12 protein-coding genes and 1 tRNA gene are annotated in these 15,399 nt (G+C 65.9%); 4 read left to right on the top strand and 9 right to left on the bottom strand.

Annotated features, from left to right (window positions below; translation table 11 throughout):
- Positions 1–2: 2 nt before the first annotated feature.
- The 3 genes from ABZ297_RS07205 to ABZ297_RS07195 all read right to left on the bottom strand — a co-directional run bounded on the left by ABZ297_RS07205 (position 3) and on the right by ABZ297_RS07195 (position 4,749).
- Positions 3–254, bottom strand: coding sequence for a hypothetical protein (locus tag ABZ297_RS07205; protein ID WP_355340751.1), 252 nt, complete (start codon positions 252–254; stop codon positions 3–5).
- Between the two features lie 290 nt (positions 255–544).
- Complete coding sequence (locus tag ABZ297_RS07200) at positions 545–2,440, bottom strand: DUF2075 domain-containing protein (protein WP_355340748.1); 1,896 nt, start codon at positions 2,438–2,440, stop codon at positions 545–547.
- 425 nt (positions 2,441–2,865) lie between these two features.
- Positions 2,866–4,749 (bottom strand): DNA/RNA helicase domain-containing protein, encoded by a 1,884-nt coding sequence (locus ABZ297_RS07195; RefSeq protein WP_355340746.1) that lies wholly within the window; start codon positions 4,747–4,749, stop codon positions 2,866–2,868.
- 225 nt (positions 4,750–4,974) lie between these two features.
- Between ABZ297_RS07195 and ABZ297_RS07190 the strand changes: the two genes are divergently transcribed.
- The gene (locus ABZ297_RS07190) at positions 4,975–5,520 is read left to right on the top strand and encodes a GIY-YIG nuclease family protein (RefSeq protein WP_355340744.1); all 546 of its coding nucleotides are present in this window, start codon (positions 4,975–4,977) and stop codon (positions 5,518–5,520) included.
- Positions 5,521–5,618: 98 nt separating this feature from the next.
- On the opposite strand, the gene ABZ297_RS07185 is transcribed toward ABZ297_RS07190, so the two are convergent.
- Positions 5,619–5,918, bottom strand: coding sequence for a nucleoside triphosphate pyrophosphohydrolase (locus tag ABZ297_RS07185; RefSeq protein ID WP_355340741.1), 300 nt, complete (start codon positions 5,916–5,918; stop codon positions 5,619–5,621).
- Between the two features lie 128 nt (positions 5,919–6,046).
- On the opposite strand from ABZ297_RS07185, the gene ABZ297_RS07180 reads away from it, so the two are divergent.
- Positions 6,047–7,060: a hypothetical protein gene (locus tag ABZ297_RS07180; RefSeq protein WP_355340738.1), complete on the top strand. Its 1,014-nt coding sequence runs from the start codon at positions 6,047–6,049 to the stop codon at positions 7,058–7,060.
- A 114-nt stretch (positions 7,061–7,174) separates the two neighbouring features.
- Here ABZ297_RS07180 and ABZ297_RS07175 read toward each other — a convergent pair whose 3' ends face one another.
- Both ABZ297_RS07175 and ABZ297_RS07170 read right to left on the bottom strand, forming a co-directional pair.
- Positions 7,175–8,251 (bottom strand): DUF4236 domain-containing protein, encoded by a 1,077-nt coding sequence (locus ABZ297_RS07175; protein ID WP_355340839.1) that lies wholly within the window; start codon positions 8,249–8,251, stop codon positions 7,175–7,177.
- Between the two features lie 692 nt (positions 8,252–8,943).
- Positions 8,944–9,016 (bottom strand) — tRNA-Arg (locus ABZ297_RS07170).
- 1,449 nt (positions 9,017–10,465) lie between these two features.
- Here ABZ297_RS07170 and ABZ297_RS07165 point away from each other — a divergent pair.
- Positions 10,466–11,539 (top strand): D-alanyl-D-alanine carboxypeptidase family protein, encoded by a 1,074-nt coding sequence (locus ABZ297_RS07165; protein ID WP_355340735.1) that lies wholly within the window; start codon positions 10,466–10,468, stop codon positions 11,537–11,539.
- Here ABZ297_RS07165 and ABZ297_RS07160 read toward each other — a convergent pair.
- Positions 11,536–12,204 (bottom strand): SAF domain-containing protein, encoded by a 669-nt coding sequence (locus ABZ297_RS07160; protein WP_355340732.1) that lies wholly within the window; start codon positions 12,202–12,204, stop codon positions 11,536–11,538. The genes ABZ297_RS07165 and ABZ297_RS07160 overlap by 4 nt on opposite strands.
- A complete protein-coding gene (locus ABZ297_RS07155) occupies positions 12,201–13,007 on the bottom strand; it encodes an S-methyl-5'-thioadenosine phosphorylase (RefSeq protein WP_355340729.1) in 807 nt (268 codons plus the stop codon). Before ABZ297_RS07155 ends, ABZ297_RS07160 begins: the two co-directional genes overlap by 4 nt.
- Before the next feature lie 101 nt (positions 13,008–13,108).
- Here ABZ297_RS07155 and ABZ297_RS07150 point away from each other — a divergent pair, with 101 nt between their 5' ends.
- Positions 13,109–15,070 (top strand): MFS transporter, encoded by a 1,962-nt coding sequence (locus tag ABZ297_RS07150; protein ID WP_355340726.1) that lies wholly within the window; start codon positions 13,109–13,111, stop codon positions 15,068–15,070.
- On the opposite strand, the gene ABZ297_RS07145 is transcribed toward ABZ297_RS07150, so the two are convergent.
- A complete protein-coding gene (locus ABZ297_RS07145; RefSeq protein ID WP_355340723.1) occupies positions 15,067–15,360 on the bottom strand; it encodes an FmdB family zinc ribbon protein in 294 nt (97 codons plus the stop codon). The two genes, ABZ297_RS07150 and ABZ297_RS07145, sit on opposite strands and share 4 nt — an antisense overlap.
- Between the last annotated feature and the right edge of the window lie 39 nt (positions 15,361–15,399).

The following is a 15,399-nucleotide window of genomic DNA, read 5'->3' as shown; positions in this document are numbered from 1 at the left end:
GCTCATCGAGAGGCCGCCCCCTTGCTCGGTTCGGACGGTTGAAAGGAGTCCAGCAGGGACAAGGCTCGGGTGAACAAGTCCTTGAAGCCCCGATCCCACGCGCGTAGATCGGCGGCGAGCCTGTCTCCGGCCTCACCCTTGAGCGCGCCGTCATCGACCAGACGAACAAGCGCGATCACGTCATTCGCATGCTGATCGCGTAATCGCTCGATATGACGCCGGGCGGCGTCGATCTGCTCCTGCGTCGCCATCATCGCCTGATCTCGTGGAAGTGGGAGATGCCGGGGTCAATGGCATGGTAACCACAGGGAAGGTTGAGTTGAAGCGGAATGTCGCAAACTCAACGACATGGCTATGGATGAGTGGGTTCTGCTGAGGAGCAGCACCACCACTAGGAGTGTCATGACTAATCGCGGCACGTGGTGATCTTGACAGGGTGTAGCTTCCGATGCCGAAGGCTTCGGCGACATCGAGCCGTCGAAGGCCGTCGAGATGGTTGGAAACGGGAAACATGGGGAACTCTGTTATGCCAAACATGCTGACATCACAGTACGGGTACACCGAGCCCCGCGAATAGGCGGTTAGTCGACGGGTCGGTCGAATGCAGGACCGCACCGGACATGCCCCTGGTGGCCAGCACGCGGTATGTGTTGCGAACCAGTTCCCCGAACCGAGGGGCGCCCTGCACCTCGGTATCTTTGTTGGCTCGACGGTTGGTTTGCCAATCCTGCCCCGTCCAGGTCAAGTCGTCACCGAAAATGACCCCTGCATAGTCGTACTCGAAACCTTGTGCAGTGTAGATGCATCCAATCTGGCCGAATCCAGCCGGGTGAGTAGCCCACAGGCTGGACGGAGGGATGCCATTCTTCTCGCGCTCGGCTCGCGAGTTCCAGGGGCGGTGCCAGTCACCGATCCGAACATCCTCGACCAACGTCCCATCAGAGCGGGGGTCGGTCCACGGCCAACAGAAGCCGGCAGTCATGCGGGCGCTGTCGCCTTCGGCCTGCTTGGCTCGTAGAAATTCCTCCATAATCGCAGGAGTGCGGGCGACGTACAGCTCGAAGGTCTCCAAGGGCCGCCATGGTTGCGGGCCGTCCCCCCACCCCAACCCCAGGAGCTGCTCCACCCAGGTGACGTATTCGGGACAGCCGCCACATCGAAATTGGTGGCGTAGATCGATTTGCTGAACCTTTATTCCCATACTGGCTGCGGCATCATGGATCAGCTGAACGGAGCCCACTTCGCCACAGCGGACCAACTGGTGCTCATCGAGCAGGAATACCGGAACGGCCGCGGCCTCGATCAGCTCCTGTACTTGAGGCCGTCCCTGTCGTCGGTCGTGGTCCCCGTCATAGGTGTTACGGCGACGATCAGATGTCTCGCGGATTCGGTGAGCTTCGTCGCAAATCAGAACATCGATATTGTGCGGGGTGGCATGAGTATAACTGTTGAAGTAGGAAAAACTACGCGCGGCACGTCGGTTGACCTTCTCGACGTTGTCGCGCAATGTCAGAGTGAAGGATTTGCTGCCTGTGGCGTGTACGGCATGTACACCCTGCCGGTTCAAGGTGCCCAGCAGCTCCACAGCGATTACGCTCTTCCCGGTGCCTGGACCGCCCACGATCAAGACGACCTCCTTGGGGGCGCCCTGCTTGCTCGCGTTCACCGCCGCTCTCACGTACTCGTAGGCATCCCTTTGCTCATCGAGCAAGGGAAAGACCGACCGTCGGCAAACGCTCTCATTTACCACCGTCATAAGGCTTTCGGTTGGGCGTACTGGCGCTTCCAGAAACTCTTGTGCATAGTCGGACGCCTTTTTTGGCGAGAGGACAGCGCGAAGTGTCCTTTTGAAGTGATCACGATGATCAGAACAGAACATCCGAACCAAGGAGGAGTCATATTCGAGGCCGATGGTGGCAGGTCGGATCGCCGCCAAGTTCTCGCTGATGGCATTGTGCATGTTGACAATGCAGTGGACCTTGGCCGACCTCCGGACTAAGGAGATGTAGTCGATTAAGACTTGGCGGTAGTCCCAGACTTGCCTGATGGGGTGTGAGTGCGGTCTTGGATTCGGTGACCTAGAGAGGTAGACCAGTTCTGGGCTCGGCCCGGGTGTAGCCCACTGCCACTGCTTGTTCTCCACCACAACCAGTGACATCTGCCCGTTGTTCGGATAGGAGCCGACCAGCACGATGTCTATCCGCACATCGCTGATCGGCGTCTTCACCTCGACTAGCACCTGCACATCACCCAGACCCTCTTCGAGTAAAAGATCAACGACCGTGGGGATGCTGTTACGCCATGATTCAACTTCTAGGGGATTCAGATCACCGCCAATCAATTCGTCGTAGCTTCGCCTGAGCTCTCGTAGAAGCCCGCCTGCAGAGATAAGGGCGGTGAGTTCGCTGGCGGTTGCCTGGTATAGACAGCGTGATGCCACGAAAGCTGCTCCTCTGCAAATGGAGCCATCCGGTAATGGACGGGCTTATGCAACATATCGTAACCATCCTGTCAAAACGGACATGACTGGCCAAGTAGGGATGAAGTCCCATGCTTATGGCGGGGATGAGGCCAAGCCTTAGGAGGAAGGGGGCGGATCTGCAGCGCCCAGTTCGCGGGTTCCTGGGCATTGGCGACCCCGCATCTGCAGCAGCCTTCTACAAGCTGCAGAGCCCAAAGATGGCATAGGTACCGTCTACGGGGCTATGACCAGAAGTTCGACCGAGAAGCCGTTTTCGGGCTCAACTACTGCTCCTCGTGCAGGACGCTGAGGCCTTGGGCACGGCTTTCTTCTGTCATGGCAAGAATCGTGGCCTCGGGTAGAGCGGCCTCAAGCGACTTTGGCGTGGGCGCGCCATGATGAGGTCATGACGGGACCGATTGGGGCCGCGTGTCACGCATGAGGCCCGCAAGGAAGTCCCGCAGCTCGGGGTCGACCGCGTAGATCACGGTTCCGCGCATGCCTCGGGTGAGCAGGACCTTGTACACGTTGCGAACAAGCTGGTCGAAGTCGCTGTTAGGAACGGTCTTACGGCTCTTGAAAGCAGGATCCCGGTTCTCCTCGCGCACGGTGACCAGTTGCCCGTCCTGGACGGCCAGGTCGGGACCCAAGATGACGCCGTTCCAGTCGTACTCGAACCCCTGGGCGGTGTAGACACAACCAACCTGCCCGAACCCGTTCGGCTCGCTGGCCCACAGCATGCTCGGCGGATAGTCGCCGACGGCCCGGTCCTTCTTGACGTTCCACGGCCGGGCCCAGTCACCAATGACGACGTCATTGACGAGGGTGTCATCAGCACGTGGGTCGCTCCACGGCCAGCAGTAGCCGGCGGTCATGCGGGCGGTACCGGTCTGGCCTCCCAGGAAGGCCTCAAGCTCTTGCGGTGAGTCGGCGAGCCGTACCTGGAAGTCCTCATCTCCGTCCCACTCCATCGGCCCGCCGTCCGCCAGACCCAGCAGACGGAGGACCCACTGCTCATACTTACGGCTGCCTCCGCAGCGGAACTGCTCATCGAGCGATACGAACCGAACGTCGTATCCCTTGGCGCAGGCGTAGTGCTCGATGCTCGCCACGGTGCCGAGCTCGCCGGGCCGTACCACCTGGTGCTGGTCGAGAAGGAAGACCGGCACCCGTGCCGCGGATAGCAGCTCGTCGAGCTGGCTGCGTCCTGTCCGCCTTGCCGCCGGGGTGAAGCGGTTGGTGGACGTTTCGCGGATGCGATGAGCTTCATCGCAGATCAGCACGTCCATGCCGTTCTGCTCGGCATCTGTGAAGCTGTTGAAGTATTTGAAGAGGTTCTTGATCCGGGTGCTGCCACGGCCGGGATAGCGGCGCATGGTCTGCGTGAACGATTGTGAGCCGGTGGCGTGCAGAGCCGAACGGCCTTGCCTGTACAACTCCCCGAGTAGTGACAGCGCAATGACGCTCTTCCCACTCCCTGGACCGCCTGTGACGATGACGACTTGCTTGGAGTCCGCCCGCCGTGCTTTGTCGACGGCGCCCATGACCAGTTCGTACGCGACTTGCTGCTCGTCCAGCAGGGTGAACTGCTCGCGCTCGCGGATCTCTTTGGAGGCATAGGTCATGAGCTGCTTGCTGGGAGCGACGGCGCTGGACAGGAGGCGGTCGGCGGCGTCGGCGCCAGGCTTGTCGGACAGCCGCTCGCTCAGGTAGCGGAGAAACTCGCCGCGCCGTTGTTTGGTGAAGAGACGACTGCGTTCGTCGCGGACCTGATCCGATAGGCCGTCGACGTCCAGGTCCATGGCGTTGTGCAGGTAAGCGGCTCCGTACACGGCGTTCGGCTTGTCGCTGAGCACCCCGAGGAAGTCGCACATGTACTCGCAGTACCGGCGCACCTGCTCGGCCGGATGAAGCGTGTCGCCGCCCGGCATACCGTCCACGATGACCAGATGGTCACCCAACTCGGAGGGCTCCGCACGGCTCCACTGCTTGAGCTCGACGACGACGTAAGAGTCCTCGCCGGTCCGCGGGTGTACGCCGGCAAGCACCACGTCGGCGCGCTTGCTCGTCAGCGGGAGTTTGTACTCCACGAGCATCTCGACCCTGTGCAACCCGGCGTCGGCGAGATCGCGTGCAAGGACTGGCAAGCTGCGCTGCCAGGACCTGACTTCGGAGGGTGAGGAACGGCGGCCGGTAGTTGCCCGCACATGTTCGGCGATCACCTCCGCGAACGCGGCCTCGTTTGGAGAGGCGAGCAGGTTCTCGACAGACAGCCGCAGCGCCGTCACGGATTGTCCCCCCAGGCAGCACGAATGAACTCGCGCGGGTGGGGGCCTATCCGCTTCGGACGAAACCGTACGACCGCGGAAGCCCGTCGGGCCGCATCACATGGTCGCCAAAAGAGTAGCGGGGCCAGTATCGCTGCGAAACCGCATTCACCTGTATTGGAGCACTCACTCTCATTGTCGGTGGCGTGCTCTAGCCTTCCTGTACTGACGAGACTGGGGGCGGGGATGAGCACTGCGGAGCTGCTGGAGCCGGTCAAGTTGTGGGAAGCGGTCGAGGTCCTCACCCGCCCGAGTCCGGTGCCCGCCGTTGCGGGCATCTACGGCTGGTACTTCACCCAGCCTCCGCATCCAAGCCTGCCCGCTGACCGCCTCCTCTATGTGGGTATTGCTCCCCGTCGCATGGCGACCCGAGCCAGCAGGCAGAATCTCCGGAGCCGGGTGCGCTATCACTTCCGGGGCAACGCTGAGGGTTCCACCCTGCGACTCACTCTCGGCTGTCTGCTCGGGCTTGAGCTTCGCCGGGTGGGCAGCGGAAAGCGGCTGACCTTCGGCCAGGCCGGTGAGAAGGAACTGACTGCCTGGATGGCTGAGCACGCGCGTGTGTGCTGGATCCAGCACGACGAGCCCTGGACGGGGGAAGCCGAACTAATCGCTCGGCTGGATCTTCCCCTCAACCTGGATCAGAATCGCCACCACGCCTTCCACCCCTACCTGAGCGGCCTGCGCGCCTCGGCGCGCGCCCACGCTCGCAGCCTCCCGATCAGCTCCTGACGATCCCCGGGCTGTGGGCGCGCTCGGCCGGCCCTCTCCTTCTGCGGCAAGTGTTCGGCTTGGCCGGCAGCGGTATTCACGCTTGTAGCAGCCCGGCGTCACGCCAGGTAGAGGCGGTCATGGAATGCGCCGCGCTCCTCACGTTTAGCGGCTGCAACTTTTTCGATCACAGCCCAGTCATGTCCGTGGACCGCAGCTAGAGCGCGAAGAACTTCATACACATCGGCGATTTCCTCCGCGACCTCGGCGGGGGAGGCTTCGTTGATCTCGGTGGCCTCTTCAAACAATTTCGCCAGCAGGGCCTTGCGGTAGTCGACCTCGTCGAGCACGGTAATGACCGGTTCTCTGCCGCTTTGGCGGATGATATCCGGAATGTTGTCCCGTACCAGTTTGCCCATGCTCGACGTCCTCCACTCTCCCAAGCCCCACCTGTAAGGCTGCTGAGCCTATCGAGCCTCAGTGACATTGCCGTGATCGCGAACTACCCTGAACCGGTCGATATCGCGATCAAGGCTGGCATGTACGGATGACTGTGGAGTTCTTTCGCGAAGAGCCGACCGCCCGCTCCTCATGGCGGCTGGCGGTGCTCATGGGCGCCAACGTGCGTACCTACAAGTTCGCCCTGGGTGGGGCGTTGCTGGGCGCCGCCGCCGAGGGGCGTGCCGACATTCTCCTCAGGGACTTGGCCAAGCCGTACGCGATGAGTCTGGTGGAGCATCTGGCTCAAGCGCCGCAGGCGTCGCCGAAGGTCGTTGCCGGCGGATTGGACTTCCTGTCCGTGGCTCGGGAGGAGGCCGCTGAGTCCGAGCAGCTCGGGTCCCCAACGGAGAAGCTGCTCGCTGCCGCGATGAAGTCGATGCCCGCCATGGTGATGCAGAAGTTCCACAATTTGCGTGGCGACGGCGGCGCTGAAGTGCCTCACCGCTTCTACGAAGTGACAGGCACTTCTCAGGAACGTGTGGTCAAGCTGACAGACCATCTCCGTGAGGTCGCTCTGTCCGAGCAGAAGGCGAGTCTGCAGGCGGAGTTGGCCGCGCGGTGGAGCATCGTTGAGACGTCCTTCGCCGCTGGGGTGGGCCGAAGCCTCGTCGAGGAGGGGGTCGCGGTCGACCTCGAGGCGCTGCAGATCACCGACAAAGAACGGCGGCGCTCGGTCGCAGGGGTTACCGAGGCCGTCATCGGGTTTCAGCATGGCCGCTGCATCATCTGCGCCGAACTGCTCAACCCTGGTGTCGATGACGTCGCGGTCGACCACGTGTTCCCGTACTCGTTCAAACGGCTCCTGCCTGGTGCGGGCATCGATCTGGACGCGATCTGGAACCTCGCCCCTGCACACAGACCCTGCAACGGGCAGAAGAGCAATCAGCCGCCCACGCAGGGCCAGCTCACCCGTCTGGCCCTGAGGAACGAGGCGATCATGCAGTCGCCTCATCCGCTGAAGCGGACCCTCCAACTGACGCTGAAGCGTCACGGCTTCACAGGTGGACGCGTCGGCGAATGGTGGGACTTCATCCAGGAAGTGCGCAACCAGCTGGGCTAGTCGCTCGAAGGACAGTTAAGGCCACCCTTTGTCACTTCCATCGCGATCTCACCCACTTCGAGGACGGCAAGATCGCGTGAAAGTCGCTGGGATTACCTCGCTGCACCATCGGTGTCAGGGACGTATGCCCGGTGCCTGGGCTGCGGCGGCGAGTCTGAGCGCTCGTCCCACGGCGTCGATCGGTGGGTGCTGGGAGGCGTCCCAGACAAGGTTGAGGCCGGTCGCGCTCTGTAGGACCAGCCTGCCGTAGAGCAGGATCGGGAGCTGGGCGTTGTTCTTGAAGCGCCGGTCGGGACCGCCTTTCACGTTGACGTATCGCCATGTGCTGTCGACGACATGCCCGTCCGCTGGCAGGGGGCCGGTCTCGATGAAGCGGGTGGGGGAGGTGGTGACGTGGAGGTGCTGATAGGGGATGTCGGCGAAGTGCTTGCCTTCTTGAAGCAGCACCCGGTCGGGGAGGAAGTGGACGGAGCGCCGCCCAGCGGTGAGGGTCGGGACCACGACATTGGTGACCAGACAGCGAGGGCCAGTCAGCGTCAGGGCCGCCGGGTGGCGTTGCAGCAACTTGGAGGCGCCGCTGTTGACCTTGTACTGGTAGGTCGTGGTGACCGCGCCTGCCGCCGCGATGTGCCAGAGACGGCGGGCATTCTGGAGCGCGGTGATGGCCTGAACGATGTGGGCGAAGCGCTGGGCCGCCTCGTCATTGACGTCGTACATCACGACCACCGATCTGGCCGCGCGGTCGCGGAAGGCGAGCCAGATGACGGCGGGTGCGCTGATCGGGATGATGAGCAGTCCCCAGCCGCCGATTGTGAGGCCGATGAGGACGAAGACAGCCAAGGCGAAGGGCCAGAGAGGCCAGCGGCGGGCGGCAGCCTGGAGTTGCCGGACGATGTCGCTGGCATCGGTGGCGACAAGATTCTGGATCGCAGCGCCGGTGACGTCATGCATGGTGATGCCGGGGCCGGGGGGAGCGGGCGGCAGGTGAGGCTGTGGGATGGGCTGGCGAGCGGCCGGGCGGGGCAGGGTGGTGCGGTAGGAGATGGTGCCCCCGCCCATGCGCACGTAGTTGCCGCGCGGGCCCATGCCAACCCTGAACCCTGGGACGCCTGCTGACACCCCGAAGCCGGCTGGGGACAAGATGAATCGGAACGGTCCAGCCTTGAGACTCGTTCGTACGTAAAACCCCATGGACATCCCCTCCCCACAGAAATCCATCGGGGCCTGTCCCGTGTTACCGGCGCTGTTCAGTCCGGAGCCGGCTGGCAAGCATGAAGAGTTCCACCCCGCAGCCGCGAAGCCGACACCCACGCCCGAGTGCGTAACGACCGCATCGACCCTTCTGGGAGCGGTCACCTTGCGCGTGAACGGTCAGCTGCACCACGTCGGCGTCGGACGAATCCGCCCGAACCCAAGTCATCCTCCTGGCCGATGGCCTGCACGTCCGCATCGCCAGCGCCGTAACCTGGGAACTCCTGCGCGAGCTGACCATCGACCCCACCCCGCGACTACCAGCCCCAGGCAAACTCCAAAACGACGAAACCCGCGGTGACTTCCTCCGGGCCCCAACCGTCGCTGTGTAGCGACCTCCGTGGCTTGCCGTAGGTAGCCGACATTGGGCCCATGATCGTTCTGTCGAGGTCAAGAGAGCCAGGGGCGCACGATCTTGCCCGTTAGGGCGATCGCTCAGTTGCGACAAGGGATGCTGGCAAATCCTTGAGTGACCTGGGGAAATACGCTCAAGATCATCCCGCATATATCCCGTGATCATGGTCCTATGGCTGCATACGGGTGCCCTCGGCGGCCTACCAAGGTCCCGACAAGCAAAAGACCTGCGGTCGAGAAACCGCAGGTCAACGCATGAAAAGCCTGGTGGAGATGAGTGCCCCCGGCAGGATTCGAACCTGCGGCACCCGCTTTAGGAGAGCGGTGCTCTATCCCCTGAGCTACGGAGGCGGACGCAGTAAGCCTAGCGAAAGTCAGGCACTGCGTGGGCCGCGGGGAGGGGGTGAGTTTGGTGGGGTTGGTCATGGGTGCTCTGAGCTGCGGTAAAGGGATGATAAGCGATCATGCTGGGCTCCCTCGGCGTGGTTAGCGTTCGGCTCGTGTGCAGGAGAGATCGGGATCGGGGGCGTCGGCGGTCCGTGGTGTTGTTCGCGGGGTTGGCCGCGCCGGCCATTCTGGCGGGTGGGTTGTTGGTCGGGGAGTTGACCGGGTACGAGCGGGCTGGCTGGGCGGGGGAGGGCGGTCGGGCGTTGGGGATGTGGTTGGCGTTCGAGCCGATGGTCGTCCCTGCGCCCGCTCGGCCTGATCGGTGGTACGAGGGAAGGGTCTCCGGGCGGGTAGCGGTGGTGGCCGCGCCTGAGGCTCCGGCGAAGGCGAGTGCGAAGGCGAGCGCGAAGGGGCGTCCGGCTGTGAGGTCGTTCGGGGAGGCTCCCGTGGTGTCGCCCTCTGGGGGCAGGCGGCGTGAGCCGGTGGTGCGGCGTTCGGCTGAGCCTGTGTCGGAGCCTGTGTCTGAGCCGTCACAGTCGAAGGCGCAGCGGCAGCGGTGGGAGGGGTGTCCGGGGGAGTGGGCTGACACCTGGTTGTGGGAGGCCTGCCGGGAGCATGAGGGATGGGTGGCTCGGGACGATGGTGAAGGGTGGGCCACGTCCGGCACCTGAGCTTTCGACACCTGAGCGGGACGCGGGGTGCTGGGTTCGCCGTTGGGGTGAACGCCCCTGGTTCTGGCAGGCCGGTGACTCCCCGATGCCTGGTGCGGGCCGATGGCTTCCTGATGTCTGGCTTGGGCGGATGGACTCTTGGAGGCCGGTGCGGGTGGCCTCGATGCGGCTCGACGGGGTTCTGGCGCTGGCGAGCGACTGTTCTTCAGGGCGCGTGCCGCCTACAAGGGTGCGTGCCGCCCACCGGAGCCCGTGCCACGTACGAGCCCGTGCCACGTACGTGCCCGTGCCGCCTAAGAGCCGTGCCGCTTGCGAGAGCCGTGCGTCGGTCTGTCGGTGATGGTGCCGGACTCCGACCGGTCAGCTAAGAGGGCGGTGCACGCCAGGGCGGGCGAGGGGCGCGTGACAGACAGGTACCTGGGTGGGCGCCCTGGTCGCCGCTGGATGCTCCGGTGGCCGGGGCGTCGCTGGGGGCCTCACTGGTCGGCGGGCCAGGTGCTCGCTAGGTGCTTTGGTGTCCCGTGGGTGCGGGGCTGGTTGGTGCGTGGTTTACGGGGCTTCTGGAGGTGGCGCGACGGAGTGGGGGTGCAAAAGCCTCTTTCACCTCGTAACGGCTCTCTGGAGTTGGGTCCGGGCACTCGGGGGGCTGTAGTAACGTGCGTGCCGAGCCTGGGTAACGAGTTTGCAAATGGAGGAGTCGAACGTGCCAGCCCCTCGATCAGCAGGTCTGATCGCGGTCGTCATGGCGATGACTTCTCTGTTCCTGATGCCTGTGGAGGCTCGGGCTGAGCGGAAGGTCGCAGGTGGCCTCAGTGAGTCGCGGACGGTCTCGGGCAGCGGGCTGCGGGCGGATCCCAAGGATCTCGCCGAGCTCCGCAAGGAGGCCGAGCAGTCGGCCAAGGAGCTCGAGGACGCGACCAAAGCCCTGGAGAAGCGGCGGGCCGACATCGCGGCGGCCGAGAAGGAGCTGAAGACCAAGCTCACCGCCCTTCGGACGGCTGAGCAGAAGGTCGCGCAGATCCGGCAGCCCGTCTCGCAGCTGGCGGAACTGCTGTACGAGCAGCCGGTGGGGGCCGACGGGATCGCGCCGTTCCTGTCTGGAGACGCCACGGGCGACACCTTGCGCGCGCTGTCCAGCGTGACCCACTTGATGACCGTCCGGCAGGAGGCGGTGCAGCAGACCAGCACCCTCTACAAGGAGGCGGAGCGGCTGGCGGCCGATGCGCAGGAGATCCGGGCCGGGAATCTGCTGGCCGAGGCGCAGATGGCGGCGGAGATCGACACGCTCAGGCAGCGGTCCGACAAGATCGTCAAGTCGCTGACCGCGGCCCTGGTGAAGATGGGCATCAAGATCGACAAGGTGGGGAGGGCCGCGCTCGGGTGTAATCCGTTGCGGGCGGCGACGGCGAACTCCTACCCGAACGGGTTGATCCCCAAGGCCATGCTCTGCCCGCTGCAGCAGAAGGGGTTCAGCCTCCGGGCTGATGCCACGATCGCGTTCGTCAGCCTGAACGAGGCCTACCGGAAGCAGTTCGGACGGCAGGTGTGCGTCACCGACGCCTACCGGAGCCTGGCCGAGCAGCAGTCCGTCTACTACCGCAGGCCGGGGTTCGCGGCGGTGCCCGGCAGGAGCAACCACGGGCTCGGGCTGGCCGTGGACCTCTGTGGCGGGGTGGAGCGGTTCCGGTCGCCGGAGTTCGTGTGGATGGAGAAGAACGCCAAGCGGTACGGGTGGTTCCATCCGGCCTGGGCCTACAGCAGCCCGTTCGAGCCGTGGCACTGGGAGTACGACCCGAAGATCGACTCGGCTCTCTAGGACGACGGGGCTGTCGGGCGGGGTTTGATGGTGATCGAGAGGCGGCCGCCCGCCTGGGCCGCGGCCAGTTGACCGGCCTGGGTCGGGGTGGCCGCGAGGACGAGCAGGGCGCCGTGGTCGTCGTCGCCTCTGGGGATGGTGACCACGGTGACGTCGTCGGCGACGAGCTGGGCCGCCTGGTTCTCCCAGGCCGCGTAGACGCCGATCATCGAGCCGGGGGAGAGCAGGCGGGCCACTTCGGCGTCTGGGATGCGTACCGGTGTGGCCACCGTGCCCGTCGGCAGCGGCGCCGAGTGGAGCAGGCGGACGTCGGTGAGCGGCTCGCCCCTGCGCATGGCGCTCGTCAGCACCTGGCCCACGGCTCCCGAGCGCACCGCCCCGTCGGGAACCTGGGCGAGGGTAGCGGTGCGCAGGTCGCCGGGGCGCAGCGGCCCGGGCGACAGGTCGCGGGCGGCCACGAGGACCGGGGCTCCCGAAACCGGGCGTATGGCGATATATCCGAACAGGACCCCCAAGGCGGCCACGAGCGCCGCGACCAGCCGGCGCCGCCGCCCCAGCCGCGGCCGGCGACGGCCCGGCGAGCCGCCGCCTCCCGCCCATCCGACGCCGCCGGACGAGGGGGCGTCGGCCAGATCGCCGCCGAGCCGCCTCAGGACCCCGGTCACGGTAGCTCGAACGGCAGCTTGATCCCGTCGAGCGCCGCCCCGCACGGGCAGGCACGCTCGCTCGGCAGCGCCTCCACGGCCTCGGCCACGAGGGTGCGCATCCGGGTGACGTTTCGCGCGAAGAACTCCAGCACCTCGTCGTGCGTGACCCCCTCGCCCGTCTCGACCCCGGCGTCGAGATCGGTGACCAGCGACAGCGACGTGTAACAGAGCGCCAGCTCCCTGGCCAGCACGGCCTCGGGGAACCCGGTCATGCCGACGATCGTCCACCCGTTGCCCGCGAACCAGCGGGACTCCGCCCGCGTCGAGAACCGGGGCCCCTCGATGACGACGAGCGTGCCCCCGTCGACGGTGTTCCACCCGGCGGCCCGCGCCGACTCCACCGCCACGGCGCGCCCGGACGGGCAGTAGGGGTCGGCGAACGAGACGTGCACCGCGCCACCCTCGTCGTAGTACGTCTGCGGACGCCCGGACGTGCGATCGACGAGCTGGTCGGGCACCACGATCGCGCCGGGCCCCACCTCGGCCCGCAGCGACCCTACGGCGCTCGGCGCGAGCACCTGCCGCACTCCCAGAGACCGCAACGCCCACAGGTTGGCCCGGTAGGGGATGCGGTGCGGCGGGAAGCGGTGATCTCGCCCGTGCCGGGGGATGAACGCCACGGACCGCGACCCGATGCGGCCCACGGTGACCACGTCGCTGGGCGGCCCGTAGGGGGTGCTGAGGTCGATCTCTTGGGCGTCGTCGAGCAGGGAGTAGAACCCGGATCCGCCGATGACGCCGATTTCTGCGCTGGTGACCATGGCGCCGAGAGTAGCGGCATCGCGGGGCGTCCAGCGGAACCAGAACGCGGCTCTGTGGATAACCTCGTAGCGGAGCAATCACGAAGCGTAATATCGGATATATGCGGCGAAAGGGTCTCGGGTTCATCATCCTTGCGCTGATGCTCGGCATGCTGCTGGCGGCGCTCGACCAGACGATCGTCTCGACGGCCCTGCCGACGATCGTGAGCGACCTCGGCGGCCTGGAGCAGCTCTCGTGGGTGGTCACGGGTTACCTGCTCGCCTCGACCGTTTCCACGCCGCTGTGGGGCAAACTGGGCGACCAGTACGGCCGGAAGAAGCTGTTCGTCTCGGCGATCGTCATCTTCCTCGTCGGCTCGGCCCTCTGCGGGCTCAGCCAGGACATGGGCCAGCTCATCGCCTTCCGTTCGATCCAGGGGCTGGGCGGCGGCGGGCTGATGGTGCTGGCGCAGGCGATCGTCGGCGACGTCGTATCGGTCAGGCAGAGGGGCAGGTACCAGGGCTTCTTCGGCGCGGTGTTCGGGGTGGCGAGCGTGGTCGGCCCGCTGCTCGGCGGCCTGTTCGTGGACCACCTCTCCTGGCACTGGGTCTTCTACGTCAATCTGCCCCTCGGCGCGCTCGCGCTGGTGGTGATCGTCGCCGTCCTGCCGGGCGACGCCACGCTCACCAGGCACCGGATCGACTACGCCGGGGTGGTGCTGCTCGGCGGCGCGACGTCCTGCCTGGTGTTGATCACGACCTGGGGCGGCACCGTCCGCCCCTGGACCGACCCGGTCATCGTCGGGCTCGCCGTGGCGGCCCTGGCCATGCTGGCGGGCTGGGTGCTCGTCGAGCGGCGGGCGGCCGAGCCGGTGCTGCCGCTCGGCCTGTTCGGCATCAGGGCGTTCACGATGGCGTCGATCGTGGGGTTCGTGGTGGGGTTCGGCATGTTCGGCGCACTCACGTACCTTCCGCTCTACCTGCAGGTGGTTCACGGCGTGAGCGCCACCCTGTCGGGCGTGTACCTGCTGCCGATGATGGCGGGGATGCTGACGATGTCCGTCGTCAGCGGGCAGATCATCAGCAAGACCGGAAAGTACCGGTTCCTGCCCATCACCGGGACGGCTGTCGCGACCTGCGGGATGTTCCTGCTGTCCACGATGACCGAGTCCACCGGCCTGGGGACGATGGGGGTCTACCTGCTCGTCCTCGGTGTCGGCCTGGGGATGACCATGCAGGTTCTGGTGATCGTGGTACAGAACGCGGTGGACTTCACGGACCTCGGCGTGGCCACCTCGGGCGCGACGTTCGCCCGCTCGATCGGCGGCTCGTTCGGGGTGGCCACGCTCGGCTCGGTCTTCACCGCGCGGCTCAACACGGACCTGAGGAGCGTCCTCGGCAGGACCGTGCTGCCGCCGGGGTTCGACCCTGCGCAGGTGCGGCGGGACCCGACGGTCATCCAGCGGCTCCCGCCCGCGCTGGCGGCGGACTTCCTGCACGTCTACGCGGACGCGATCGCCGCGGTCTTCCGGGTGGCGACGCCGGTCGTGTTCGTCGCGTTCGTGCTCGCCTGGTTCATCCCGCAGCAGCGGCTCAGGGAGACCACCAAGGCGACAGACCTGGGCGAATGCCTGGGCGCGACGTCGGCGGAGCGCTCGTCGCTGGCCGAGGTCGAGCGTGGGCTGGTCAGGCTCGCGGACGCCGACCTGCGTCGCGGCTTCTACGCCAGGCTGGGGGCGCTGGCCGGGTTGACCGGCATCCCGCCGCAAGGGGTGTGGATCGTCGCCAGGCTCGGCGGCGAGGGCTGGGTCACGGCGCAGTCGCTGGCCGAGCGGGCGAACGTCAGCAGGGAGCGGGGGCGTCCGTACGCCGACCAGTTGGTGGCGGCGGGACTGGTCGAGCGGCAGGGCGACCTGCTACGGCTCACCCCGGCGGGCCGGCAGTCGGCGCTACGTCTGCTGCGCTCCGCACGGGAGGGCCTGGCCGGACTCGTCATGGACTGGGGCCCGAATGCGCAGCTCGAAGCCCTGCTCGACCGCATCGCGCCCGAACTCCTGGGCGCGATGGGCGACAGGCCCCGCTAGCTGGAGGCGGCGGCGGGAGCGGCGGTCGACGTCGAGGAGGACGAGGACGACTCGGCGGGCTTGCTCTCGGCGGGCTTGCTGCTCGAGGACGTCGCGGCCGTGGACGCGGACGACGAGCGGTTGTCGGTGCGGTAGAAGCCCGAACCCTTGAACACGATGCCTACAGCTGAGAACACCTTGCGCAGGTTGCCTTCGCACTTGGGGCACACGGTCAAGGCGTCGTCGGTGAACTTCTGCACGGCCTCGAGCTGCTCACCGCAGTCGTTGCAGGCGTACTGGTAGGTCGGCACGCGCCCCTCCTTCAGGTCTGGCACTCGAGCCCGGTGACT

This window comes from Nonomuraea sp. NPDC005983 (assembly GCF_040614375.1).
Taxonomy (GTDB): Bacteria; Actinomycetota; Actinomycetes; order Streptosporangiales; family Streptosporangiaceae; genus Nonomuraea.
Note: the sequence above shows the minus strand (reverse complement) of the source record. Positions and strands in the feature narration are given on the sequence as shown.

Bases quoted from the DNA above. Each gene is read 5' to 3' on its own strand.
- ABZ297_RS07205 (WP_355340751.1), bottom strand. From the start codon at position 254: ATGATGGCGACGCAGGAGCAGATCGACGCCGCCCGGCGTCATATCGAG.
- ABZ297_RS07190 (WP_355340744.1), top strand. From the start codon at position 4,975: ATGAGCACTGCGGAGCTGCTGGAGCCGGTCAAGTTGTGGGAAGCGGTC.
- ABZ297_RS07185 (WP_355340741.1), bottom strand. From the start codon at position 5,918: ATGGGCAAACTGGTACGGGACAACATTCCGGATATCATCCGCCAAAGC.
- ABZ297_RS07180 (WP_355340738.1), top strand. From the start codon at position 6,047: ATGACTGTGGAGTTCTTTCGCGAAGAGCCGACCGCCCGCTCCTCATGG.
- ABZ297_RS07175 (WP_355340839.1), bottom strand. From the start codon at position 8,251: ATGGGGTTTTACGTACGAACGAGTCTCAAGGCTGGACCGTTCCGATTC.
- ABZ297_RS07165 (WP_355340735.1), top strand. From the start codon at position 10,466: ATGGCGATGACTTCTCTGTTCCTGATGCCTGTGGAGGCTCGGGCTGAG.
- ABZ297_RS07155 (WP_355340729.1), bottom strand. From the start codon at position 13,007: ATGGTCACCAGCGCAGAAATCGGCGTCATCGGCGGATCCGGGTTCTAC.
- ABZ297_RS07150 (WP_355340726.1), top strand. From the start codon at position 13,109: ATGCGGCGAAAGGGTCTCGGGTTCATCATCCTTGCGCTGATGCTCGGC.